The following is a 23360-nucleotide window of genomic DNA, read 5'->3' as shown; positions in this document are numbered from 1 at the left end:
GGACCGCCCGGGCCCTGTGTACACGCGATGTTCGGCCTGCGGCGAATATGTCCCCAATTTTGCCCTGCGAAGCAGAGGGCATGGCGTGCATCCGTTACGATCGAGGCCGGATCCCGAAGTACTAGTTGAAAATGGAGTGTGAGTTAACGCAGATGGCAACAGATTACGACGCACCGCGCAAGACTGAGGACGATGGAGCTTCCACCGCCTCACTGGAGGAACTGCAGGCCCAGCGCAGTGTGACACCGTCCGCCACGGCAGTGGACGTCGACGAAACCGACGCTGCGGAAAACTTTGAGCTTCCCGGCGCCGACCTCTCCGGCGAAGAACTGCTGGTCCGGGTGGTCCCGGCCCAGGACGACGAATTCACCTGTGCCTCCTGCTTCCTGGTCCGCCACCGCTCCCAGGTGGCCCTGGAAAAGAACGGGCAGAAATACTGCTCGGACTGCGAAGGCTGATCACCTTGCCTTCCCCGGTGGCCGCCGTCGTGCTGGCGGCCGGGGCGGGCACCCGCCTGGGGCTGGGAAACAAGGCACTGCTGCCCTTCTGCGGCCGGCCCCTGATCGAAACCATCATTGCCCAACTGCACGACGGCGGCTGCACCCGGCTCACCGTGGTGCTGGGCTTCGAAGCCGAGCAGGTTCTGGCTAAAATCCGGCTCGGTCCGGCCGCCGCCGTCACCAATCCGGACTGGGAGTCCGGCATGGGTTCCTCGTTCCGCTGCGGAGTGCAGGCAGCGGCCGCCGACTGCCCTGAAGTGCCGATCCTGGTGGCCCTGGCAGATCAACCCGGCCTCACCGCGGCCGCCGTTGCAGGGCTGATCGCCCAGCACCGGCCTGGCCGGATCACCGCCGCCGGCTACCGGGTGGCCGGATCCGCTCCTGGCGCGGACTCCCTGCGCAGGGCGCATCCGGTCCTTTTCGACGCGGCGCTGGCCCTGGAAGCCGCCCGCGGCGCCGAGGGCGACGCCGGTGCCCGCGCCTTCCTCTCCGCCAACCCGGGCAGAGTCGACGTCGTGGACTGTTCCGACCTGGGCGACGGCCGGGACGTGGACGCCCCGGCTGACCTGCCGCTGCTGGAAGCCGCACCGGACCCCTTGTGGCAGCTGCGGTTCAGGAACCGATAGACTGGGCCATTCGTAGGGGAGTATCCACTACGCTGTGATCCGTCAACACGTTGGGCACCGACGCTCCAGCCGGAAACAGCGGGCACCCGTTCACAGGGACGCCGGAGAGACCTATGGTTCTTTGACGTACCCTACGAAAGCGGAGTTCCATGACTGTTTCCCCCCTGATCTGGGGAGTGACGCTAGCCGTCATTCTGGGCCTGCTGGCCTTTGACTATTTCTTCCACATTCGGAAGGCGCACACGCCAACCCTCAAGGAAGCCGGCATCTGGTCCAGCATCTATGTTGGCCTGGCCCTGCTGTTCGGCGTACTGGTCTTCGTCTTCGGCGGATCCGCCGCCGGCGCTGAGTACTTCGCCGGCTATGTGACCGAGAAGGCGCTGTCCGTCGACAACCTCTTCGTCTTCCTCATCATCATCGCCAGCTTCCGGGTTCCCCGCGAAGACCAGCAGAAGGTCCTGCTGTTCGGCATTGTCTTCTCACTGATTGCCCGCACCGGCTTCATCTTCCTGGGCGCGGCACTCATCAACTCCTTCTCCTGGGTCTTCTACATCTTCGGCCTGATCCTGCTGCTCACCGCCGGGAACCTGCTGAAGCCCGAAGGCGAGAACGACGAGGCGGACAACTTCATCATCCGCCTGGCCAAGCGGGTGCTTCCCACCACTGACCACTACGACGGCGACAAGCTCTTCACCGTTGAAAACGGCAAGAAGGTCCTCACCCCGATGCTGCTGGTCATGGTGGCCATCGGCGGAACCGACATCCTCTTCGCGCTGGACTCCATTCCGGCGATCTTCGGCCTGACCCAGAGCACCTACATCGTCTTCACGGCCACCGCGTTCTCGCTGATGGGCCTGCGCCAGCTCTACTTCCTGATCGACGGACTGCTGGACCGCCTGATCTACCTCTCCTACGGACTGGCAGCCATCCTCGCCTTCATCGGCGTGAAGCTCGTGCTGCACGCCCTGCACGAGAACACCCTGCCGTTCATCAACGACGGCCAGCACGTTTCGGTCATCGAGATCAGCACCGGGCTGTCGCTGACCGTGATCATCGGCGTCCTCGTGGTCACCGTCATCGCCTCCCTGGTGAGCCCTGCAGGCAAGGCCACCGCGGCCGTGAAGAACGCCCGCCGGCACGCCACCAGCTACCTGGACCTCTCCTACACGGCAGACGAGGCAGAGCGCGAGCGCATCTACACGGCCCTCTGCGAGGAGGAGCAGCAGATCTCCACGATGGACAAGAAGTACCGCGACAAGGTCAAGGACATCGAATCCATCAGGGCCGAGGTGGCCCGGGCGCACGAGGCGCACGCGAAGTACATCAAGTCCTAGCAACGTCCTAGCAATACAGGCAGTACACGCAGTACTGGCAGGACACGCAATACAGCCAGGACACGCAGCACACGCAGCACCCTTGGGGCGCCGCCGGCAAAGCACCAATGCCGGCGGCGCCCTTTTCGCGGGCGGGTCAGCGCCGGAGCCGGTGCTCCAAGGACACGCCGGCACCGGCGCCCGCGGGCCGGACCGGCCGGCCTGCCGCCCGGCCGAGCACGGCTCCCGCGACCAGCGCGCCGAGCCCGCCGGCGGCGAGGTCTCCCATGGTGTCCTGGTAACCGACGTTGATGCTCTCGTCCACGAACGTGTAGCCCCACCACTCGCCCAGTTCCCAGAGCACGCTCACCCCGAGGCCGACGGCGAGAACCAGGGCGGGAACCGCGATCCGCAGCGCGGCGCCGGCATGGGGGCTTGGCGCCGGAACCGCACCCAGACGGGCCAGCAGGAGATAGGCCGTTGCCGCAATGACACCGGTGGCCGCGAAGTGCACCGGCAGATCCCACCAGCCAACGCGTGCGTACAGGTTCAGGACGCTGCTCCATGCCGCTGCCAGCAGGGTCAGCCCGTAGAGGCCGTCGAACGCCCGGGAGATGTCCAGGCACCGGGAGATCAGGGTTCCCATCAGCACCAGCAGGAACACGGACACTTCCACCGGGCCGTACCAAAGAAGAGCCGCCGTGAGGCTGAACAGGCAGAGAAGCCGCACCGCGTCGGCAAAGAACTCTCCGGCACCGGAGGGGCGGCGGAGGAGGGCGTCGATCATGAATTCACGGTAGCGCAGCCCGTTCGGCCGCGGGAGGGCAGCCCCGCCTGGGCCGCCCGCCGGGGAACAGTCAGTGGTCCACCGACCGTTAGACTTCCCCCATGCCTGCCGACCTGCCCTCCGTCAGCGTGGTGATTCCCTGCCTGAACGACGCCGCAGCCCTCGACGCCTGCCTGTCCTCGCTGGCCCGGCAATCGCTGCCGCCCTTCGAAACGGTGGTGGTGGACAACAACAGCACCGATGCGAGTGCCGCTGTTGCCCGCCGGTACGGTGCCCGCGTGGTGCATGAACCGGCACCGGGCATCCCGGCGGCTGCGTCCGCGGGCTACGACGCCGCCCGCGGCCAGATCATTGCACGGTGTGACGCCGACTGTGTCCTGCCCGCGGATTGGGTTCAGCGGATAGCGGAAGCTTTCGCCGCCGAGCCGTCCCTTGGAGCGCTGTCCGGACCGGGCTCCTTCTACGGCTTTCCCCGCCCGGTGGGCGCCGTGCTCAGCGTGCTCTACCTCGGGTCCTATTACCTGGCCATGGGCTTGGCCCTGGGACATCTGCCGCTCTTCGGATCGAACCTGGCCCTGCGGACATCCGTGTGGCAGCAGATCCGCCCCGCGGTGCACCGGGATGATCCGGAGATGCACGACGACGTCTGCCTCAGCCTGCATATGGGCCAGCAATACCGATGCCGCTTTGAGCGGACCCTCGTGGTGGGAATGGCGCCGCGTGCGGTCATCGGCACCGCAAACCTTGCCCGCCGTTTCCGCCGCGCCTTCCATACGCTGTGGGCTCATTGGCCCGCGGAGGCGCCGTGGGTGCGCTGGCCGCGCCGCTACGCCTCCGGGTAAAGCGCCGCTACGCCTCCGGGTAGAGCAGGGGCAGCTGCAGCACCAGCCACGGGCTGAACGCCCAGGGTGCCAGACGCACGGATTCGGCCAGGGCCACCGGATCGGCCCACTTCCAGTCCATGACTTCGTCCGGTGCAGGAACCGGGTCCGCCTCGGTGACCGCTGTGTAGACGGGGCAAATCTCGTGCTCGACGATGCCCGAGGCATCCACCGCGCGGTACCTGAAATCGGGCAGCTTCAGCGTCAGCTGTTCGGGCTGCAGGGCCAGGCCCAGTTCGCGCTCGGCGCGCCGCAGGACGGCGTCGTCGGTTGATTCGCCCGGGCCGGGGTGCCCGCAGAAGGAATTGGTCCACACGCCGGGCCAGGTCAGCTTGCTCAGGGCCCGGCGGGTGACGAGCAGCTGACCGGCAGGGTTGAAGACATGGGTGGAGAACGCCAGGTGCAGAGGGGTGTCGGTGGTGTGCACCGTAGCTTTTTCGTGCGTACCGACGGGCGTGCCGTCCGGATCCACGAGAACGACCAGTTCCGCGTGCTTTACCATTTCTCCTCCGTATGTTCTCCGTGTTTACTTTACCTATGGAGACCAACCCCCTGCTCGACCCAGCAACCGGACACGAGCAGGTGGAGGGCGTCCTGAAGGGATTTTTTGAGCGGGCGAAGCTTCGCGCCGCCAAAGTCAGTCCCAGTTACCTTAGCCTCTGGGAGACGCTGGAGCAGTCGACGGCAGGCGGCAAACGGGTCCGCCCCGGCATTCTCATGACGGCGTACCGCCACCTGGGAGGCACCGACATCGGCGCCGCGGCACGGGTGGGCGCGGCTTTTGAATTGCTGCACACCGCGCTGATCATCCACGACGACGTCATCGACCTGGACTTTGTCCGCCGCGGCCATGACAACGTGTCCGGGGTCTACCGGTCCCTGGCGGAGACGGCGGGACAGACGCGGGAGGCAGCCCGGCACCGCGGCATGTCGACCGGTATCATCGCCGGCGACCTGGCCCTGACCGGCGCCTTTCGGATGCTGGACACCGTGGACACGGATTCGCGGACCCGGCTGCGCCTGGCCGAAATCCTCGACGAGGCGGTGTTCGCGTCAGCGGCCGGGGAACTGATCGACGTCGACTTCTCCTTCTCTCCGGGTGCTCCGCCGGTGCGCGAGATCCTGGACATGGAACGGCTGAAAACCGCCGTCTACTCCTTCGAGGCGCCCCTGCAGGCCGGTGCGGTGCTTGCCGGAGCGGACGACGACGTCGTCGCCATCCTGGGCGACTTCGGCCGGGACACGGGAATCGCCTACCAGCTGGTGGACGACCTGCTGGGAGTCTTCGGCAAGGAGAGCGCCACCGGCAAATCGAACCTCAGCGATCTCCGCGAGGGCAAGCGGACGGTGCTCATCTCGCACGCGTCGCAGGGGCCCTGCTGGGGCGAGCTCTCGCACCTGATCGGCAACCCCGATCTCACGCCCGAAGACGCGGACCGGGCCCGGGCGGTCCTGACCCGGTGCGGTGCCCGCGATTACGCCCAGTCCCTGGCGGAGGAGTTTGCCGCCCGGGCCCGGACCCATCTGGACTCCCCGGCCATCCCCGCCCCGCTGCGCCTGGTGCTGGAACGCATCGTTGCCGGCGCCGTGAACCGGGGACGCTAGGGATGGTCCGCGAAACCGGCCTGGAGCTCTACAACAGGGTGGCGGTGGAAACCGCGTCGGTGATGATCCGCTCCTACTCGACGTCCTTCGGACTCGCCTCACGGCTGCTGCGGACCCGGACCCGGCGGCAGATCGAGGGCATCTACGCGCTGGTGCGGCTGGCCGACGAAATCGTCGACGGCGTGGCTGCCGCCGCGGATCTTCCGCCGGCCGAGGTCGGCCGGATGCTGGACGACCTGGAGGCCGACACCCGGCAGGCCCTGCACACCGGCTACAGCGTCAACCTGGTGGTCCATGCTTTCGCCCTGACCGCCCGCGCCACCGGCATCACCGAGGAACTGACCACTCCGTTCTTCCGGTCCATGCGCGCGGACCTGCTGCGCACCGAGCACACCCCGGAGTCCTTCGACGACTACGTGTACGGGTCCGCCGAGGTGATAGGCCTGATGTGCCTGCTGTGCTTCCTCGAGGGCACCTCCGTCAGCGACGACCGGCTGAAGCAACTGAAGGAAGGCGCCCAGCGGCTGGGGGCGGCGTTCCAAAAGGTCAACTTTCTCCGGGACCTCGCCGACGACTTCGATGCCCTGGGCCGCAGCTACTTCCCCGGCGTGAGCGTGACCTCGTTTTCGGAGCCGGACAAGCACCGGCTGCTCGATGACATCGACGCCGACCTGCTGGTGTCCGGTGCCTCCATCGCCGAGCTTCCTCCCGCGGCCCGGCCCGCCGTCGCCCTGGCCCAGGAACTGTTCACCGAGCTGTCCCGCCGCCTGCGGGCGACTCCGGCGGAGCAGCTGCGCAGCACCCGCATCCGGGTGCCCAATCCGGTCAAGCTGCGCATCGCGGCAGAAACCCTTGTCACCCACCGCCTCCGCCGCTCGGCGCCGCGCGGGCGAACCGCCGGAAGGCTGTCATGACCCGCAGGACCGAATCCGCACCGCCCCGCACCGCCGTCGTCATTGGCGGCGGCATCACCGGGCTGGCGACCGCCGCCCTGCTGGCCCGGGAGGGCCTTGCGGTCACGGTGCTGGAAAAGCAGCCGGTGGTCGGCGGGCGGGCCGGAACCTGGCAGAGCGCCGGCTTCAGCTTTGACACCGGACCGTCCTGGTACCTGATGCCCGAGGTCTTTGACCATTTCTTCCGGCTGCTGGGCACCTCAGCGGCGGAGCAGCTGGACCTGGTCCGGCTGGATCCGGGCTACCGGGTGCTGTTTGAAGGCTCCGCCGAACCGGTGGACATTGCCGCCACCCGGGACGAGAACGTGAAGTTGTTCGAGTCGCTCGAGCCCGGGGCCGGCGCCCGGCTGGAAAAGTACCTGGACTCCGCCATCGAGGTCTATGACATGGCCAAAAAGCGCTTCCTCTACTCCACCTTCGCCTCCTTCCTGCCCCTGCTGCGCGCGGACGTGCTGCGGCGCGGACCGCGGCTGGCCCAGCTGCTGCTCCAGCCGCTGAGTTCCTTTGTGGCCCGGAAATTCACCGACCCCCGGATCCGGCAGATTCTGGGCTATCCGGCGGTGTTCCTGGGCTCCTCGCCCTACACCACGCCGAGCATGTACCACCTGATGAGCCGGCTGGACCTGGCCGACGGCGTGATGTATCCGATGGGCGGCTTCACCCGCCTTATCGACGTCATCGACTCGCTGGCCCGGGCCGAGGGCGTCACGATCCACACCGGCGCCGCAGTGACCCGGATCCGCACCTCGGAGTCCGCTTCCCGGCGCAAGCCCCGCGCCACCGGCGTCGACTACACCGACGGTTCCGGGCAGGCGCTCACCCTGGAAGCCGATCTGGTGGTCTCCGCGGCGGACCTGCACCACACCGAGACCACGCTGTTGCCGCAGCGACTGCAGACCTATCCGGAACGCTACTGGCGCCGCCGCATTCCGGGCCCGGGCGGCCTGCTGCTGCATCTGGGCGTGCGCGGCGAACTGCCGTCCCTGGCGCACCACACGCTGCTCTTCACCTCGGACTGGAAAGAAAATTTCGGCAAGATCTTCGGCAGGGACAAATCGGTGCCCGATCCGGCGTCGCTCTATGTCTGCCGACCCAGTGCCACGGATCCGGCCGCTGCGCCCGAGGGGCACGAGAACCTGTTTGTCCTGGTGCCGGTGCCTTCGGACCCGGCCCTTGGCTCCGGCGGGCTGGACGGCGGCGGGGACGAGCGGATTGAGCGGATGGCCGATGCCGTGATCGCCCAGATTTCCCAGTGGGCGGACATTCCGGATCTGGCCGACCGCATCACCGTCCGGCGAACCGTGGGGCCGCAGGATTTTGCGCAGGACCTGAATTCCTGGCGCGGCACGCTCCTGGGCCCCGCGCATGTGCTCAAGCAGAGCGCCTTTTTCCGCGGCTCCAATGCCAGCCGCAAGGTGGACGGACTGCTCTACGCCGGCGGCTCCACGCTGCCGGGCATCGGCCTGCCGATGTGCCTGATCAGCGCTGAGCTGGTGCTCAAACGGCTCCGCGGGGACACCAGCACCGAAGAGCTGCCGGTGCCTGCCGCAACGCCGGAGCCCGGGCCGAACCAGCGGAGCCGGTCCTGATGGGTGCCGTGTATCTGCTCCTGCTGCTGGTCTCGATCGCCTGCATGGGGCTGCTGGACCACCGGTTCAAGCTGTTCTTCTTCGCCGACGCTCGGCGCGCGGCGCTGGTGACGGTCATCGGCCTGGCGTTTTTCCTGCTCTGGGACCTGGGCGGCATTGGCCTGGACATCTTCTACCGCGGTGAAACGCCGATCATGCTCGGTGTTGTCCTGGCTCCGCACCTGCCCGTTGAAGAGGTCTTCTTCCTGGCCTTCCTCTGCTACCTGACCATGGTGCTGTTCGGCCTGGTCTCGCTGGTCCTCCGCCGGGCCGCCCTCCGCCGCACCCAGCACCAGGAAGCACAGCGATGACGTACTGGGCGCTCAACGCCGTGTTCCTGGTTCCGGCCGCCGCCGTGCTGGTTTTCGCCGTCCTGCGCCGGACGGCTGCTGCCCGCCCCGGGGTTCCCGGCCGGAAAGGCGTGCTGGCCGCGCTGGCGATCACCGCCGCGGTGCTGCTGGTCCTCACCGCGGTGTTCGACAACGTGATGATCGCTGCCGGCCTGTTCGGCTACAACCCGGACCGGATTTCCGGCGCGTTCATCGGCAGCGCTCCGCTGGAGGACTTCGCCTACGCGCTGGCGGCTGTGCTGCTGCTGCCGGCGCTGTGGCTGCTGCTGGGAAAAAAGCCGGGCAGCACGACCCCGCCTGCCGTTGCAGCTGACACCGACACCGAGGAGAAGCAGTGAGCACCTCAACCCGGACCCCGGGATCAACGCTGAGGATGCTGCTGGTCTCGTCCCGGCCATTGTCCTGGGTGAACACCGCCTATCCCTTTGCCGCCGCCTACCTGATCACCACCGGCGGCATCGACCTGACCTGGGTGCTGGGCACGCTGTACTTCCTGATTCCCTACAACCTGGCGATGTACGGCATCAACGATGTCTTCGACTACGAATCGGATCTGCAGAATCCGCGCAAGGGCGGGGTGGAGGGCGCCGTCCTGGACCGCGGCGTCCACCGGATCACGCTGTGGGCCGCCGTCGTCACCAATGTGCCGTTCCTGATCGCGCTTATCCTGCTGGGCAATCCGCTGTCCTGGCTGGTGCTTGCCATCAGCGTGTTTGCCGTCATTGCCTACAGCGCGCCGGGGCTGCGGTTCAAGGAACGGCCGTTCCTGGACTCGGTCACCTCCAGCACGCACTTCGTCTCACCGGCGGTCTACGGGCTGGTGCTTGCCGGCGCGGTCTTTACGCCGGGGCTGTGGGCGGTGCTGGGCGCGTTCTTCCTCTGGGGCATGGCCAGCCAGGCCTTCGGGGCCGTTCAGGACGTGGTGCCGGACCGCGAGGGCGGCATCAGTTCCATTGCCACGGTGCTCGGAGCCAGGGCCGTGGTCCGGATCGCCGCCGCCGCCTACCTCGCCGGCGGGCTGCTGATGCTGCTCACCCCGTGGCCGGCCGCGCTCGGCGGTTTGCTGGCGCTGCCGTACATCCTGAACCTGCTGCCGTTCCGGGGGATTTCCGACGCGGACTCGGAGCAGGCCAACGCCGGGTGGAAGCGGTTCCTGAAGCTGAACTTCCTCACCGGTTTCCTCGTGACAATGCTGATCATCTGGTACTGGCCCTCCCGGTAGCGGGATCTGGCCCCTCCCCGGTAGCGCGAGATGGCAGAAAGTGCGTCTCTGAGCGCTGGGACGTGCACTTTCTGCCATCTCGCGGGAAAGACAAGAGCGGCCGGCCCCCGAAGGGACCGGCCGCTCTTACTGTTCAGGGGCAAAGATGTTCGGGCGCAAAGCCCGAGGTGTGGAACTAACCGAAATTACTCGGCAACGCCCACGAACTCAGCCTTTTCGATCGGCGTGGTGTCGCCGGTCGCCAGGTTCAGGCGCAGCTTCTCGCCCAGGGTCGCGTCAACGTTGGTCCAGTACTGGATCGCGGCTTCGCGGATGTGCGGGCGCTGCACGCCGGAGACGGCACCGGTGATCGTTTCCAGGAAACGCTCCTTGGCGGCGTCGTCGAACACCTCGCGGTACAGGGTACCGGCCTGGCCGAAGTCGCTGTCCTCGGAGTGCAGGGTCGCAGCGGCGCGTACCAATGCGCCGTCGCTCTCCCAGCTGCCGGCGCCGGCCAGCGCTGCGTCGGCCACGGGGCCGCCCAGCGTGTTCGGTGCGTAGACCGGGGTTTCCGGGGTGTTGTAGGAGAAGCGCATGGCGCCGTCCTGAGAGTAGTTGTTGAGCGGAGCCTTCGGCGCGTTGACCGGCAGCTGGTTGTAGTTGGCGCCGATGCGGTAACGCTGGGCATCCGGGTAGGAGAAGATGCGGGCCATCAGCATCTTGTCCGGGCTGGCGTCGATGCCGGGGACCAGGTTCGCGGGGGACAGGGCAACCTGTTCGATCTGCGCGAAGAAGTTCTCCGGGTTGCGGTTCAGGGTGTGGGTACCCACCTTGATCAGCGGGTAGTCAGCGTGCGGCCAGACCTTGGTCAGGTCGAACGGGTTGAACCGGTACGTCTTGGCATCTTCGTACGGCATGACCTGCACGTGCAGGTCCCAGGACGGGAAGTTGCCGGCTTCGATGGCCTCGTACAGGTCGCGGCGGTAGTAGTCGGCGTCGGCGCCGGCAATCTTCTCTGCCTCGGCACCGTCGATTTCATGGTTGCCCTGGTTGGACGTGAAGTGGTACTTCACCCAGAAGCGCGCACCGGCGGCATTGATCCACTGGTAGGTGTGCGAGCCGAAGCCGGGCATTTCGCGCCACGACGTCGGGATGCCGCGGTCACCCATCAGGTACGTGACCTGGTGTGCGGACTCGGGGGAGTTGGTCCAGAAGTCCCACTGCATGTCGGCGTCGCGCAGGCCGGAACCCGGGAGGCGCTTCTGCGAGTGGATGAAGTCCGGGAACTTGATGCCGTCGCGGATGAAGAACACCGGGGTGTTGTTTCCGACGATGTCGTAGTTGCCTTCGGACGTGTAGAAACGCATCGCGAAGCCGCGGACGTCGCGCCAGGTGTCGGGGGAGCCCTGCTCGCCGGCAACCGAGGAGAAGCGCTGGACGGTTTCCGTCACGGCGCCCGGCTGGAAGACAGCGGCACGCGTGTACTTGGAGACATCTTCGGTAACAACGAATTCACCGAATGCGCCGCCACCCTTGGCGTGCACGATGCGCTCCGGGATGCGCTCGCGGTTGAACTGGGCCAGCTTCTCGACCAGGTAACGGTCGTGAAGGGCGATGGCGCCGTTGGCGCCTGCGCTCAGCGACTGGTCGTCGCTGGCAACCGGAGTACCGGTCTGGGTGGTGGTGAAGTTCGACATACTCTCTCTTTCCATAAGGGGGTGAAGCAGGTGAGTCAGGAAGCTTTGGCGGCGCAGTCGGCGCAGATTCCCCGGTAGAGCACATCCGCAATCTGGATGGTCATGCCGTGGGTGTTGTCCGGTGTCAGGCACGGTGCGTGCCCCACTGCGCAGTCCACATCCTCGATCCGCCCGCATTCGGTGCAGATCGCGTGGTGATGGTTGTCGTCCACGCGGGTCTCGTACCGGGCCGGGGAGTGCGGCGGTTCGATCTTCCGCAGCAGGCCGATGTCGGTCAGGTCCGCCAGGACCACGTAGACCGACTGCAGGCTGATGTCGGGAAGTTCGCCGCGCACTGCGGCAGCGACGTCGTCGGCCACCGAATGCGGCAGGCGTTCGACGGCGGTGAGGACCGCCAGCCGCTGCTTGGTGACCCGACGGCCGTGGGCACGCAGCGCTCCGGTCCACGTTTCGGTGGTCTCGGTGGGGGCTGCTGTCGATGTCATGACCCCAGCTAACCACTAATTATGAATAATTCATAATAAGCTCCGTGGTGGCACACTGGATGCAGACGCAAACCACGACGGGGGAGATCCTTTGGCCAGCATCAAAGCGCAGGCACACCATCAGCGCGTGCGGATTCGGGGGTACGACGTCGATATCCGCACCTACGGCGCCGGCGCCCGGAACGTGGTGCTCGTGCACGGCATTGGGGCGTCCGGCCGCTATTTCTCCCGCCTGGTGGACCTTCTCGCACAGACCTGCACCGTGCACACGCTGGAAATGCCGGGGTTCGGTTCCGCGCCGAAGCCGTCCCACAGCCTGGACATGGCCGGCTTTGCCGCCGTCAACTGCGACGCCCTGCGGGCCGCCGGCATCGGCCCCGCCCAATGGGTGGGCCATTCCATGGGCTGCCAGGTGGTGACGGAAATGGCGCTGCTGGCACCGGACCTGGTCACCTCGGTGGTGCTGCTCAGTCCCACCATCAACCGCGGCGAGCGCAACGCAGTGCTGCAGGGGCTGCGGCTGGCGCAGGACTGCCTGCGCGAACCGCCGGCCGTCAACTGGATGCTGCTCACCGACTATCTGCGTGCCGGTCCTCGCTGGTATCTGCGGACCATGCCCAAGATGGTGAGGCATCGGCTCGAGCAGCGCATCGGCGGGGTGGAAGTGCCGGTGACGCTGATCCGCGGGGGCCGCGATCCGATTGTGCCCGCCCGCTGGCTGCAGGAGCTGGCCGCCGCACGGCCCGGGGCCGTTGCCGTGGAGCTGCCCGGACAGCCGCATGTCTGCATGTTCACCGAACCGGCGCGGACCGCTGCGCTGCTGCGGGAAGCGGCCTCCGGGCAGTGAAGCGGCGCACCAACGGCAGGCCCGGCGGCAGCACGAGCGCCGGCACGAGCGCCGGCACCGGACCGTGGTGGCGCCGCCGGCTGATGCAGGCCCGCGCCTGGGCGGCCGACTATGCCTACGTGGCGTACTGGCAGGTGCGCGGTTTTCTGTTCCGCAAGGATCCGGCTGTCTACCTGGCTCCGTCCAAAGAATCCGCCGCGGGCAGCCAGCGCTGCCCGGTCATCCTGATTCCCGGCGTTTATGAAAACTGGCAGTTCCTGCGTCCGCTCGCCGAAGCCCTTTCCGCCCGCGGACATCCCGTGCACACGGTGGCGCCGCTGGGCTACAACCGGGGCCGGATCGACCGGATGGCGGTGCTGGTCCAGGAGTATCTGGTGGAGCATGATCTGAGCGGCGTGGTGGCGGTGGCGCACAGCAAGGGCGGGCTGATCGGCAAACAGCTGATGCTCCTGCCGGAGGGCGGCCGCCGGGTGGACCGGATGGTGGCGGTCAATACGCCCTTCTCCGGATCCGTCTACGCCAACTTCTTTGTGCTGCCGTCCATCCGTGCCTTTGCGCCCCGCAACAAGTTCCTGCGCCGGCTGCAGGAGAGCAGCGACATCAATGCCCGCATCACCTCGGTGTACAGCCGTTTTGATCCGCACATTCCCGGCGGCAGCCACCTGCCCGGTGCCCGCAACATCCGGCTGGAGACGATGGGGCACTTTCGGCCCATCGGCGATCCGCGGCTCCTCGCGGTGCTGGAGCAGGAGTTGGACGGCCAGGCTTAGGCCCCGCCGTGCACCCTAGGAAGCGCCGCGCGCCAGTGCCTGTTGGACGGCGGCCTCGGCTCCGCCGGTCCACGGCTCCCCGTGGCCGGTCAGCAGCAGCGGGGCTTTTGTCTTGGCCAGCAGGCCCAGGGACTCCAGCGCCTCCGGACTGTTGGCAGTGGCGGCGCCGGAGACGATCTGCGGGCCCTTGGCTCCGGTGTAGGGATTGAGCGTGACCAGCGAATCTCCACAGATCAGCGCGTCCCGCTCCGGATAGTGCAGGGCCACGTGCCCGGCAGTGTGCCCGGGCGTGTGCAGGATCCGGGGCCGGCCGGGAAGGGAGCTTCCGCTGTCCCCGCCCAGGCTGTGCACGTCGGTGACGCCCCGGACGTTCAGCGCCCCGGCCGCCGTCATCGCGCCAAGATAGGGAATCGACCGCGGATAGCGAACCGGATACAGGAACCGGTTGTTTTCATGCTCGTACCGGTAGGGATGCGCCGCGATGTACCGGTCGGCGTCGTGCACCAGAATCGGTGTGCGGAACTTTTGCCGGATCCGGGCAGCGGTGCCCACATGGTCAAAGTGTGCGTGGGTCAGCACCAGGGCGGAGACGGATCCCGGCCCGTAACCAAGTTCCTTCACTGCGCGGACGAGCTCCGGCCACAGGCCGGGAAGCCCGGCATCGATGATGGCCAGGCCGTTGTCGTCCTCCACCAGGTAGGTATTGACGTAGGCGTGCTCGATGCGGTGGATTCCTTCCGCAACGTTCCGAGTAAACACATGACCTCCAAGGTAGGTTCCGGCACTTCCCGCTCTATCCTAAGCACGCTGTTTATCCCAGGTCCCGAGCCGGCGGGCAGCGTCGTCCGGAAACCTAAGCCGCCGCTGCTTAGACTGCTCGGATGCCCAGACTCCTCGCCGACCTCTCTCCGCTGCGCGAAAGCCCCGAATACCGGCGGCTGTGGACCGGAACGGCGCTGTCCGCCGTCGGCACCCAGCTGACCCTCGTGGCAGTGAGCCTGGAGGTCTATTCCCTGACGTCCTCCAGCTTCTACGTCGGGCTCCTGGGGCTGGTGGGGCTGATTCCCCTGATTGTGGCCGGCCTGTACGGCGGGTCGATCGTGGACGCCTATGACCGCCGCAAGGTCGCCCTCCTTTCCTCCGTACTGCTGTGGGTATCCACCATCGGCATCGCCGCCCAGGCCTGGGCTGGAGTGGGCAACATCTGGCTGCTCTACGCCCTGGTGGCGGTCAACGCCGGCGCCAGCGGCCTGAACCATCCGGCCCGCAGCGCGATCATTCCGCGGCTGGTCCGGCCGGAACTGCTGCCGGCGGCGAATGCCCTGAGCATGATCACCTTCGGCCTGGCCATGACCGTCGGACCGCTGCTGGCCGGGGTCCTGGTGGCCCGGGTGGGCTACGGGTGGACCTACACGATCGACGTCGTCACCTTCACCGCCGCGATGTGGGCGGTGTACCGGCTGCCGCCCATGCCCCCGGAGGGCGAGGTGCAGAAGGCGGGCCTTAAATCCGTGCTGGACGGGTTCCGTTTCCTGGCGACCCGGCCGAACATCCGGATGACGTTCCTGGTGGATCTGGCAGCGATGGTGATGGCGCAGCCCCGGGCGCTGCTGCCCGCCGTCGGCGCCCTGCTGCTCGGAGGCGGAGCAACGACGGTGGGCGTGCTGCTGGCGGCCACCGCCGTCGGCGCCTTCCTGGCCGGGCTGTTCTCCGGGCCCCTGGGCGCCGTGCGGCGGCAGGGGCTGGCGGTGCTCTGGTCGGTGGCGGCCTGGGGGCTGTCCGTATCCGCCTTCGGCGCGGTGGTGGTCATGGCGGGCCGCAACGAGGGGGATGACCCCAGCGCCTGGCTGATTCCGGCCGCCGTCGCCATGGGCTGCGCGGGCATCGCCGATTCGGTCAGCGGCGTGTTCCGCTCCACCATTCTCCAGTCGGCTACGCCGGATGCCATGCGCGGACGGCTGCAGGGGGTGTTCGTGGTGGTGGTGGCCGGCGGGCCCCGGCTGGGTGACCTCGTGGCCGGCGTCGATGCATCCTTCCTGGGCGAGGGCTGGGCCGCGGTCATCGGAGGACTGGTGTGTGTGGTGCTGGTGGGGGTGCTGGCCCGCAGGCAGCCGCGGTTCGCCCGCTACGACGCGCGCCACCCGGAGCCGTAGCCGGAGCCGGTGCTGTCCCGGAACCCGGTTTCAGCCCCGGGGCCGCGCGGAACATGAGCACCCTATGGAGCGTTGATATCGGTGGATAGACTGGCGTTTCGCGGATCCGGTCATCTCCGGGCACCATGCCGGGGTCCGGTGCAGATCCGCTCAGGAAGGAACTTCACGTGCACCAACACTTCAACGGTTTGAAGACTGCCGCACTGTTCGGAGTGCTCTTCGCCGTGCTGCTGGGCATTGGAGCCCTGCTCTCCAGCGGAACCGGAAGCCCGACCTTTATCTGGGTGTTCCTGTTCATCGGGCTGGCCACCACTGCCTACAGCTACTGGAACAGCGACAAGCTGGCCATCCGCGCGATGCGGGCGGTTCCCGTCACCGAGCAGCAGGCTCCGGAAATGTACCGGATCGTCCGCGAGCTTTCGGCCCGCGCCAACCAGCCGATGCCCAGGCTCTACATTTCGCCGACCATGGCACCGAACGCCTTCGCCACCGGCCGCAACCCGCAGCACGCCGCAGTGTGCTGCACCCAGGGCATCCTGGCCCTGCTCACCGAGCGCGAGCTGCGCGGCGTCCTGGGCCACGAACTCATGCACGTCTATAACCGCGACATCCTCACCTCCTCGGTGGCCGCTGCCATTGCCGGCGTGATCACCTCGCTGGGCCAGTTCCTGCTCTACTTCGGCGGCGGCGACCGCCGCAACGGCAATCCGCTGGCCATGATTGCCATGGCCATCCTGGCTCCGTTCGCGGCCTCACTGATTCAGATGGCGATTGGCCGGACCCGGGAGTACGACGCCGACGAGGACGGCGCGAAGCTCACCGACGATCCGCTGGCGCTCGCCTCCGCCCTGCGCAAGCTGGAAACCGGCACCCAGCGCGCCCCGCTGCCGGACACCGACCAGAAGCTGGCGAACACGGCACATCTGATGATCGCCAACCCGTTCCGGAACGGCGTCCGCGGCCTGCTGGCCACCCATCCGCCCATGCCTGACCGCATCCGGCGGCTGGAGAACATGGCCGGCCGTCCGCTGGGGTCCTGACCGCATGTTCAGGAACGCTTCGGCGATGCCGGTAGGGTCGGTTCCATGCGTTTGATACTGATCCGGCACGGCCAGACTCCGTCCAACGTCCACCATTACCTCGACACGGCGGTCCCCGGGCCGGGACTGACCGAGCTGGGGCTGGCGCAGGCAGCGGCCCTGCCGGAAGCCCTGGCCGGGGAACCGATCGACGCCGTGTACGCCTCCAACCTGGTGCGCACCCAGCTCACCGCCGCCCCGCTGGCGGCAGCCCTGGGCCTGCCGGTGGAAGTGCGCGACGGCCTGCGCGAGGTCTCCGCCGGCAGCCTGGAAATGCGCAATGACCGCGACGCCGTCGTCGCCTACCTCAAGACCGTCTACAGCTGGGTGAAGGGCGACCTGGACGTGCACATGCCCGGCGGGCCGAACGGCCACGAGACCTTCGGTCGGTTCGACGCCGTGATCGCCGAGCTGCAGGCAGCCGGCCTGACGATGCCCGTGGTGGTCAGCCACGGCGCGATGATCCGCGCGTGGTGCACGTTCCGGGCCGACAACGTGGAACCGGACTTCATCGTGGAAGGCGCGCTGAGCAACACCGGCATGGCCGTGATGGAATCCGTTCCCGCCGACGACGGCGCCCCCGACCGGTGGAAGCTGCTCACCTGGATGGGCGAGGCGGTGGGCGGCCGCGAGCTGCGTGATTACGGCGAGGACGGCCCCGCCGGCGAGGACGTGTTGCTCTAGGACTAACCGAAGGGGTCATGCTCTGGCTCTGCCGCCCAATCGTCTTTGTGGCCCCGATGGTCTCGGATCCACACGACGAGGCGTGCAGTGTCATCGGTGTTCGATTAGTCGTTAGCCCTCATCGCGCGGCCAGGTATGCCAGGAGCGCGTCTTCGGCTTCCTGCGCAACGACAGAAGCTGGGCGGAGCATCGGAGAAGAGCGTAGGAATTTCTCGCCGTCTTTGGCAATCTGATATTCGGCCACGAGGTTCAGGAACTTCTCAAAGTCGGTCATGGGCGTGAGTCTAGATGACAAACCGGCCCACGTGGCGCCGCTGAGCTGTTGCCCGGTCGCTGTGCTTTGCGAATGAACGGTGAGCTCTTGGAATAAATTGTGGGCTCAGCTGACCGTCGGAGCCCGGCTGGAATCTCAGAATTGGTTCAAGAGGTGTCGGCCCGGGGGCATACCCAGGCAACAATCAACAATCACACTGAACACTTACAGCCACCTCTGGCCGACTGCTGAGGACAAGACGAGGACCGCAGCCGATGGTCTGATGGCTGCGGTCCTCGATAATCCTGCGGACTCAGTGCGGACTGAGGCCAACTATTCAGGCCTGACTAGGCCATATGTGTGTGTTCTAGCGGAAGTTGATGAACTGCAGGTCCACGTCCACGTCGGCACCCTTGAGCAGGGCCATGGTGGCCTGCAGGTCGTCGCGGGACTTGGAGGTCACGCGCAGCTCGTCGCCCTGGATCCGGGAGTTCACGCCCTTGGGCCCCTCGTCGCGGATGATCTTGTTGATCTTCTTGGCCTGGTCCTGGGCGATGCCTTCCTTCATGGAGGCCTCGATCCGGTACTCCTTGCCGGAGGCGAACGGCTCGCCGGCGTCGAGCGACTTCAGGGAAATGCCGCGCCGGACCAGCTTGGACTGCAGGACGTCAAGGACTGCCAGGACCCGCTCCTCTGAGTTGGCCTTCATGAGGATGTTCTCCCCGCTGAAATCCACCTCGGCGCCGACTCCCTTGAAGTCGTAGCGCTGGGACAGTTCCTTCTGCGCCTGGTTCAGGGCGTTGGCAACTTCCTGTTTGTCGATCTTGCTCACAACATCAAATGATGACTCGCTGGCCATGGGCGCTCCTTGCAGTAGTTTTTTCTCCTGCATCCAGCCTAGTAGCTCCGGGCTTCGGTGGCAGCCCTCACAGGTTCCACTCAGGCTATCCCGGGACTTGTCCCATCTTCTGCCGCGACAGTGTGGGGGTGACTACGACAGGAAAGCACCCGGAAGCCCCCCGCCCCCGACGCACCCATCTGAGCAGGCTCCGCACCGCGGCCGCAGGATCCGTTCTGGCAGCGGTATCGATTACGGGGGTGGGGGCTGCCGCCGCACCGGCCTCCGCCGCGGAGCTGCGGTCCTTCCTGGCACCGCTGGACCGCCCGGGAGAAGCCGCGGGCTCGCCGGGCAGTGACACGCCGGGCAGTGACACGGACCGCAGGACATCCGATGAGGGAAGGCTGCTGGGCATCCGGCAGGACCTGGCGAATGCCGTCGCCTGGGGCTCCGTGACGCAGCAGCAGGCGGATCAGTTTTACACGCAGATGCAGTCCCGGATCGCCCGCGGACTGTAGTGCCGGGTGCGGCGGCGGGCTCCGGAAACAGCCGCTCCCGCCGCCGATTCGTATCTTGGGCAAAAGTTCTGTAAAGTTGTTTAGGCCGCAGTCGCTTGCGGCGAATCTTCATCACGAAGATGTTCGGCAGATTACCCGAGCGGCCAAAGGGGGCTGACTGTAAATCAGCTGGCAACGCCTTCACTGGTTCGAATCCAGTATCTGCCACCGAACGGAAAGAGCCCGCTCCACCAGGAAACTGGCCGGAGCGGGTTTTTTCTTGCCCGGAAACGGCCGTGCCCGGCGGGCCGCGACAGCCCGGACGCTCCATGATTCAGGCCTCAGCCGCACCCTTCACCGCTGAGCGAACACGTAGAGACATCTCCACACCTGCCGGATAGCGTTGGAGGATGGCAACTATTGACATCACCGAGGCAACGTTCCCCGAGACCATTGAGGAAAACGACATCGTGTTCGTGGACTTCTGGGCAGACTGGTGCGGCCCGTGCAAGCAGTTCGCACCGGTGTACGACGCCGTTTCCCAGAAGCACGACGACATCACGTTCGCGAAGGTGGACACGGAGGCCGAGCAGGGCCTGGCAGCCGCTGCCGGCATCACCTCCATCCCCACCCTGATGGCGTTCCGCGAGAAGGTCCTGGTCTTCTCCCAGCCCGGTGCCCTCAACGCTTCCCAGTTCAGCGAACTGGTGGACGCGGTCAAGGGACTGGACATGAAGGCCGTCCACGAACAGATCGCAGCGCAGGAGAACGGGCAGGCAGCGGCCGGCTCGGACGGGCAGGTCAGCTAACACCCGCTCAGCAGCACAGACTGAAAGACCGCGGAGGTTCCCCGAAGGGGAGCCTCCGCGGTCTTTTTTAACCGTCCCGGCACCCTGTTCCGGGCACCCCGGCGGCGGTAGGATCGGACGCACCTTGAGCGGAACCGGGCCCAGCCGAGAGTTTCTCAGCCGAAAGTTTCTCAGCCGAAATTTTCCCAGCAGCATTTTCGAGACAACGCTCCCGGAAATCCCGACCGCCCGCGAGGCTCACAGTCAACGACGATAAGAGCGAGGCGAAGACCTATGAATGGAAACCGCGGAGTTGCCTACATGGAACCCGGTGTCGTGGAAGTCCAGGACATCGACTATCCAACGTTCGAGCTGAAGGACGGTCCGGGGGTCAACCCGGCCAATATCGGCCGCAAATTGCCTCACGGTGCCATCTTGAAAGTGGTGACCACCAATATCTGCGGTTCGGACCAGCACATGGTCCGCGGCCGCACCACCGCACCGCCGAACCTGATCCTGGGGCACGAGATCACCGGCGAAATCGTGGAAACCGGCCCCGACGTGGAGTTCCATTCCGTGGGAGACCTGGTCTCGGTTCCCTTCAACATTTCCTGCGGACGCTGCAAGAACTGCAAGGAACGCAAAACCGGCATCTGCCTGAACGTGAATCCGGCCCGGCCGGGCGCCGCCTACGGATATGTGGACATGGGCGGCTGGGTAGGGGGCCAGGCCGAGTACGTGATGGTGCCGTACGCGGACTGGAACCTGCTGCGGTTCCCGGACAAGGACCAGGCGATGGAGAAAATCCTGGACCTGACCATGCTCTCGGACATTTTCCCCACCGGGTACCACGGGGCCATCACGGCGGGCACGCGCGTGGGCTCCACCGTGTACATCGCCGGCGCCGGTCCCGTGGGGCTGGCAGCCGCTGCCAGCGCGCAGCTGCTGGGCGCCGCCGTCGTCATCGTCGGCGACCTGAACGAGGAACGCCTGGCCCAGGCCCGCAGCTTCGGCTGTGAAACCGTTGACGTGTCCAAGGGCGACCCCAAGGACCAGATCGAGCAGCTGCTCGGTGTGCCGGAAGTGGACTGCGCGGTGGACGCCGTCGGCTTTGAAGCCCGCGGACACGGACACGGCTCGGGGACGGAGGCACCGGCCACGGTGCTGAATTCCCTCATGGACATCACTGCCGCCGGCGGAGCGCTCGGTATTCCGGGTCTCTATGTCACCGGCGATCCCGGCGGCGTGGACGAAGCGGCCAAGGTGGGCTCGCTGTCCCTGTCGCTGGGGACCGGCTGGGCGAAGTCGCTGTCCTTCACCACCGGGCAGTGTCCGGTGATGAAATACCACCGGGACCTGATGATGGCGATCCTGCACGACAAGGTGCAGATCGCCAAGGCCGTGAACGCGACGACCATCAGCTTGGACCAGGCGCCGGAGTCGTATCAGGAGTTCGACTCCGGGGTGGCGCGCAAATACGTCATCGATCCCAACGGGATGGTGCCTGCCTAGCGGATCACCGCGCACCGCCGCGCCTCAGGGCCGGCACACCACCACATCACAACGCCACAGCGCAGCCCAGGGGCCGGAACCGCACGGTTTCGGCCTCTGGGCTGCGCTGGGTGAAGGTGTGTCTTCCGCTGCTTCCGGACCGGGACGTACAGTCGTTGAACCGGAATTCCAGCCGTATCTGCGGCTCGGGGGCCCTCCAAATACTCACCAATGCAGCGTTGGAAACGGGGATGCCATGTCCGCTCGGGAGCCTGCCGATCACCCCAGTTGTCCCGTTCCGCCCGCAGCCGGGGGAGTCCGGCCATGAACGGGGACACCGCCTGGGTTCTCATCTGTGCAGGCCTTGTCCTGTTCATGACTCCGGGCCTGGCGCTCTTCTACGGGGGCATGGTCCCGGTCCGGAACGTTCTGACCATGATGATGCAGAACATCATTCCGCTGGGCATCATTACCGTCACCTGGGTGCTGGTGGGGTACACGCTGGCCTTCAGCAACAGGGGCAACTCGCTGGTCGGGGAGTTCGACGCGTTTGCCCTCATTACCGTGGATACCCCGCAGTTCCATACCGTGGCGGCGGGGGTGACCATTCCGACGCTCGCCTTTGTGGCGTATCAGATGATGTTTGCCATCATCACCCCGGCGCTGTTGACGGGAGCAACTGCGGGGCGGCTGAAATTCGCCGGCTGGACCGTGTTCCTTGCGGCCTGGTCCATCCTCGTGTATCCGCAGGTGGCTCGCTGGCTGTGGCATCCGAAGGGATGGCTCGTGCAACTGGGCGCGCAGGACTGGGCCGGCGGAATAGTGGTGCATGCCTCCGCGGGAGCCGCGGCCGTTGCTGTCCTTCTGGTGGCGGGACGGCGCCACGGCTGGCCGAACCTTAAAACCTCCCCCAACAACCTGCCCATGATGCTGGTCGGCGCCGGGATCCTGTGGTTCGGCTGGTTCGGGTTCAACGCCGGAGACGGCCTGCAGGCAAATGACATTGCCGCCCAGGCGCTGGTCAACACCCACGTGGCCGGCGGTGCGGCGATGCTGACCTGGCTTTTGGTGGAACGGCTCAGCAGCGGCAACTCCACCTTGGTGGGCGCGGCGTCCGGTGCCATCGCGGGCCTGGCGACCATTACCCCCTGCGCCGGGTATGTGAGCACCGGGGCAGCCCTGCTCATTGGGCTGATCGCCGGCTGCGTGTGCTGCTTCGCGGTGCGGCTGAAGCACGTCCTGCATTACGACGACGCCCTGGACGTTATTGCCGTCCATTTCGTGGGCGGGGTGCTGGGGTCGCTGCTCCTGGGGTTCTTCGCGGACAGCTCCGTCAACGCGGTCAGCGAGGACGGGGTCTTCACCGGCGGCGGGGGACTGCTTCTCTGGCACCAGGTGGTTGCCGTTGTCTGCGTGGTGCTGTTCTCCTTCGTCCTGAGCTGGATTCTGGCCGCTGTCATCAGCCGCACCATAGGTCTCCGCGAACGCGGCCCCGAGCAGGAGGACCTGGACCGCGTGCAGCAGGGGGCGTCCGGCTACGCGCTGAGCGGGATCATTTCACGGCCGACGACAAGCGGCCGGAGCGCCGAGGACGGCCTGTTCGCCGGCAGGAACACGGACAGCCGCCTCGGCCCGCCGGCGTACCTGCTCAGCGCCGTGCTGGACACGGGCCGGATCGACGGCCTGCGGGACGCGCTGCTGATGGCCGGAGCCCGGTCACTGGAACTGGCGGATGCCGCGGTGTACTCCGGGACGGTCCGCACGGAGAACTTCCGCGGACAGAAACGGAAACTGGACTTCGATGACCGGCTGCGCGTCTACGCGGCCGTCGACAGCGACCACGAGGAGGCAGTCGTGTCGGTGCTCAAGCGCTTCGGAGCCGATCCGTCATCGATCTACCGGGTGGCGATTGAGCCGCACTAACCCCGTCCGGG

The 23360-nt window shown here is 66.8% G+C and carries 26 protein-coding genes and 1 tRNA gene; 20 read left to right on the top strand and 7 right to left on the bottom strand.

From position 1 onward, the window contains the following. The first annotated feature begins 152 nt into the window (after positions 1-152). From QNO00_RS06105 to QNO00_RS06095, 3 genes are all read left to right on the top strand, one after another. Positions 153-458: a DUF4193 domain-containing protein gene (locus tag QNO00_RS06105; protein WP_229964803.1), complete on the top strand. Its 306-nt coding sequence runs from the start codon at positions 153-155 to the stop codon at positions 456-458. 5 nt (positions 459-463) lie between these two features. Continuing rightward, positions 464-1126 (top strand): nucleotidyltransferase family protein, encoded by a 663-nt coding sequence (locus QNO00_RS06100; protein WP_284023933.1) that lies wholly within the window; start codon positions 464-466, stop codon positions 1124-1126. A 149-nt stretch (positions 1127-1275) separates the two neighbouring features. Next, positions 1276-2460, top strand: coding sequence for a TerC family protein (locus QNO00_RS06095; RefSeq protein WP_284023932.1), 1185 nt, complete (start codon positions 1276-1278; stop codon positions 2458-2460). A 136-nt stretch (positions 2461-2596) separates the two neighbouring features. Here the strand turns inward: QNO00_RS06095 and QNO00_RS06090 are convergent, their stop codons facing one another. Continuing rightward, a complete protein-coding gene (locus QNO00_RS06090) occupies positions 2597-3226 on the bottom strand; it encodes a DUF2238 domain-containing protein (protein ID WP_284023931.1) in 630 nt (209 codons plus the stop codon). Positions 3227-3327: 101 nt separating this feature from the next. Between QNO00_RS06090 and QNO00_RS06085 the strand changes: the two genes are divergently transcribed. Beyond that, positions 3328-4068 (top strand): glycosyltransferase family A protein, encoded by a 741-nt coding sequence (locus tag QNO00_RS06085; protein ID WP_284023930.1) that lies wholly within the window; start codon positions 3328-3330, stop codon positions 4066-4068. A gap of 7 nt (positions 4069-4075) precedes the next feature. Here QNO00_RS06085 and idi read toward each other — a convergent pair whose 3' ends face one another. Further along, positions 4076-4609 carry an isopentenyl-diphosphate Delta-isomerase gene (gene idi, locus QNO00_RS06080; protein ID WP_229964808.1) on the bottom strand — a complete coding sequence of 178 codons (534 nt, stop codon included), beginning with the start codon at positions 4607-4609 and terminating at the stop codon, positions 4076-4078. A gap of 35 nt (positions 4610-4644) precedes the next feature. On the opposite strand from idi, the gene QNO00_RS06075 reads away from it, so the two are divergent. The 6 genes from QNO00_RS06075 to QNO00_RS06050 are packed head-to-tail and all read left to right on the top strand — an operon-like array spanning position 4645 to position 9865. Continuing rightward, positions 4645-5712 (top strand): polyprenyl synthetase family protein, encoded by a 1068-nt coding sequence (locus QNO00_RS06075; protein ID WP_284023929.1) that lies wholly within the window; start codon positions 4645-4647, stop codon positions 5710-5712. Positions 5713-5714: 2 nt separating this feature from the next. Continuing rightward, on the top strand, positions 5715-6626 hold the full coding sequence (locus QNO00_RS06070; RefSeq protein WP_284023928.1) for a phytoene/squalene synthase family protein: 912 nt from the start codon (positions 5715-5717) through the stop codon (positions 6624-6626). Next, entirely contained in the window at positions 6623-8254 is a 1632-nt protein-coding gene (crtI, locus tag QNO00_RS06065) for a phytoene desaturase family protein (protein WP_284023927.1), read from the top strand. The genes QNO00_RS06070 and crtI overlap by 4 nt, the downstream gene beginning before the upstream one ends. Continuing rightward, positions 8254-8604, top strand: a complete 351-nt coding sequence (locus QNO00_RS06060; RefSeq protein WP_284023926.1) for a lycopene cyclase domain-containing protein — start codon at positions 8254-8256, stop codon at positions 8602-8604. Before crtI ends, QNO00_RS06060 begins: the two co-directional genes overlap by 1 nt. Continuing rightward, on the top strand, positions 8601-8981 hold the full coding sequence (locus tag QNO00_RS06055; RefSeq protein ID WP_284023925.1) for a lycopene cyclase domain-containing protein: 381 nt from the start codon (positions 8601-8603) through the stop codon (positions 8979-8981). The genes QNO00_RS06060 and QNO00_RS06055 overlap by 4 nt, the downstream gene beginning before the upstream one ends. Positions 8982-9016: 35 nt before the next feature. Beyond that, complete coding sequence (locus QNO00_RS06050) at positions 9017-9865, top strand: prenyltransferase (RefSeq protein ID WP_284023968.1); 849 nt, start codon at positions 9017-9019, stop codon at positions 9863-9865. Positions 9866-10050: 185 nt separating this feature from the next. Here the strand turns inward: QNO00_RS06050 and QNO00_RS06045 are convergent, their stop codons facing one another. Beyond that, complete coding sequence (locus tag QNO00_RS06045; protein ID WP_284023924.1) at positions 10051-11541, bottom strand: catalase; 1491 nt, start codon at positions 11539-11541, stop codon at positions 10051-10053. Between the two features lie 35 nt (positions 11542-11576). Then, positions 11577-12026 carry a Fur family transcriptional regulator gene (locus QNO00_RS06040; RefSeq protein ID WP_284023923.1) on the bottom strand — a complete coding sequence of 150 codons (450 nt, stop codon included), beginning with the start codon at positions 12024-12026 and terminating at the stop codon, positions 11577-11579. A 91-nt stretch (positions 12027-12117) separates the two neighbouring features. On the opposite strand from QNO00_RS06040, the gene QNO00_RS06035 reads away from it, so the two are divergent. After that, entirely contained in the window at positions 12118-12873 is a 756-nt protein-coding gene (locus QNO00_RS06035; protein WP_284023922.1) for an alpha/beta fold hydrolase, read from the top strand. Beyond that, on the top strand, positions 12870-13643 hold the full coding sequence (locus QNO00_RS06030) for an esterase/lipase family protein (protein WP_284023920.1): 774 nt from the start codon (positions 12870-12872) through the stop codon (positions 13641-13643). The genes QNO00_RS06035 and QNO00_RS06030 overlap by 4 nt, the downstream gene beginning before the upstream one ends. Positions 13644-13658: 15 nt before the next feature. Here QNO00_RS06030 and QNO00_RS06025 read toward each other — a convergent pair whose 3' ends face one another. After that, a complete protein-coding gene (locus QNO00_RS06025) occupies positions 13659-14402 on the bottom strand; it encodes an MBL fold metallo-hydrolase (protein WP_284023919.1) in 744 nt (247 codons plus the stop codon). A gap of 122 nt (positions 14403-14524) precedes the next feature. On the opposite strand from QNO00_RS06025, the gene QNO00_RS06020 reads away from it, so the two are divergent. The 3 genes from QNO00_RS06020 to QNO00_RS06010 all read left to right on the top strand — a co-directional run bounded on the left by QNO00_RS06020 (position 14525) and on the right by QNO00_RS06010 (position 17559). Then, entirely contained in the window at positions 14525-15796 is a 1272-nt protein-coding gene (locus QNO00_RS06020) for an MFS transporter (RefSeq protein ID WP_229964819.1), read from the top strand. 167 nt (positions 15797-15963) lie between these two features. Next, complete coding sequence (gene htpX / locus QNO00_RS06015; RefSeq protein WP_229964820.1) at positions 15964-16836, top strand: zinc metalloprotease HtpX; 873 nt, start codon at positions 15964-15966, stop codon at positions 16834-16836. 45 nt (positions 16837-16881) lie between these two features. Further along, positions 16882-17559, top strand: a complete 678-nt coding sequence (locus QNO00_RS06010) for a histidine phosphatase family protein (protein ID WP_229964821.1) — start codon at positions 16882-16884, stop codon at positions 17557-17559. 118 nt (positions 17560-17677) lie between these two features. Here QNO00_RS06010 and QNO00_RS06005 read toward each other — a convergent pair whose 3' ends face one another. Next, positions 17678-17833 carry a hypothetical protein gene (locus QNO00_RS06005; protein ID WP_229964822.1) on the bottom strand — a complete coding sequence of 52 codons (156 nt, stop codon included), beginning with the start codon at positions 17831-17833 and terminating at the stop codon, positions 17678-17680. 346 nt (positions 17834-18179) lie between these two features. Continuing rightward, positions 18180-18671, bottom strand: coding sequence for a YajQ family cyclic di-GMP-binding protein (locus QNO00_RS06000; RefSeq protein ID WP_229964823.1), 492 nt, complete (start codon positions 18669-18671; stop codon positions 18180-18182). Positions 18672-18799: 128 nt separating this feature from the next. Here QNO00_RS06000 and QNO00_RS05995 point away from each other — a divergent pair, with 128 nt between their 5' ends. The 5 genes from QNO00_RS05995 to QNO00_RS05975 all read left to right on the top strand — a co-directional run bounded on the left by QNO00_RS05995 (position 18800) and on the right by QNO00_RS05975 (position 23349). Further along, positions 18800-19168, top strand: coding sequence for a hypothetical protein (locus tag QNO00_RS05995; RefSeq protein ID WP_284023918.1), 369 nt, complete (start codon positions 18800-18802; stop codon positions 19166-19168). Between the two features lie 125 nt (positions 19169-19293). Beyond that, positions 19294-19375, top strand: a tRNA-Tyr gene (locus QNO00_RS05990). 182 nt (positions 19376-19557) lie between these two features. Beyond that, positions 19558-19956, top strand: coding sequence for a thioredoxin (trxA, locus tag QNO00_RS05985; RefSeq protein ID WP_229964825.1), 399 nt, complete (start codon positions 19558-19560; stop codon positions 19954-19956). Between the two features lie 273 nt (positions 19957-20229). After that, positions 20230-21447: a formaldehyde dehydrogenase, glutathione-independent gene (gene fdhA, locus QNO00_RS05980; protein ID WP_229964826.1), complete on the top strand. Its 1218-nt coding sequence runs from the start codon at positions 20230-20232 to the stop codon at positions 21445-21447. 303 nt (positions 21448-21750) lie between these two features. Then, the gene (locus QNO00_RS05975) at positions 21751-23349 is read left to right on the top strand and encodes an ammonium transporter (RefSeq protein ID WP_284023917.1); all 1599 of its coding nucleotides are present in this window, start codon (positions 21751-21753) and stop codon (positions 23347-23349) included. The last annotated feature ends 11 nt before the right edge of the window (positions 23350-23360 follow it).

Origin of the sequence: Arthrobacter sp. zg-Y1219, assembly GCF_030125545.1 — a bacterium.
In the GTDB taxonomy this organism is placed as follows: Bacteria; Actinomycetota; Actinomycetes; order Actinomycetales; family Micrococcaceae; genus Arthrobacter_B.
This window is presented reverse-complemented; position numbering and strand designations above follow the sequence as displayed.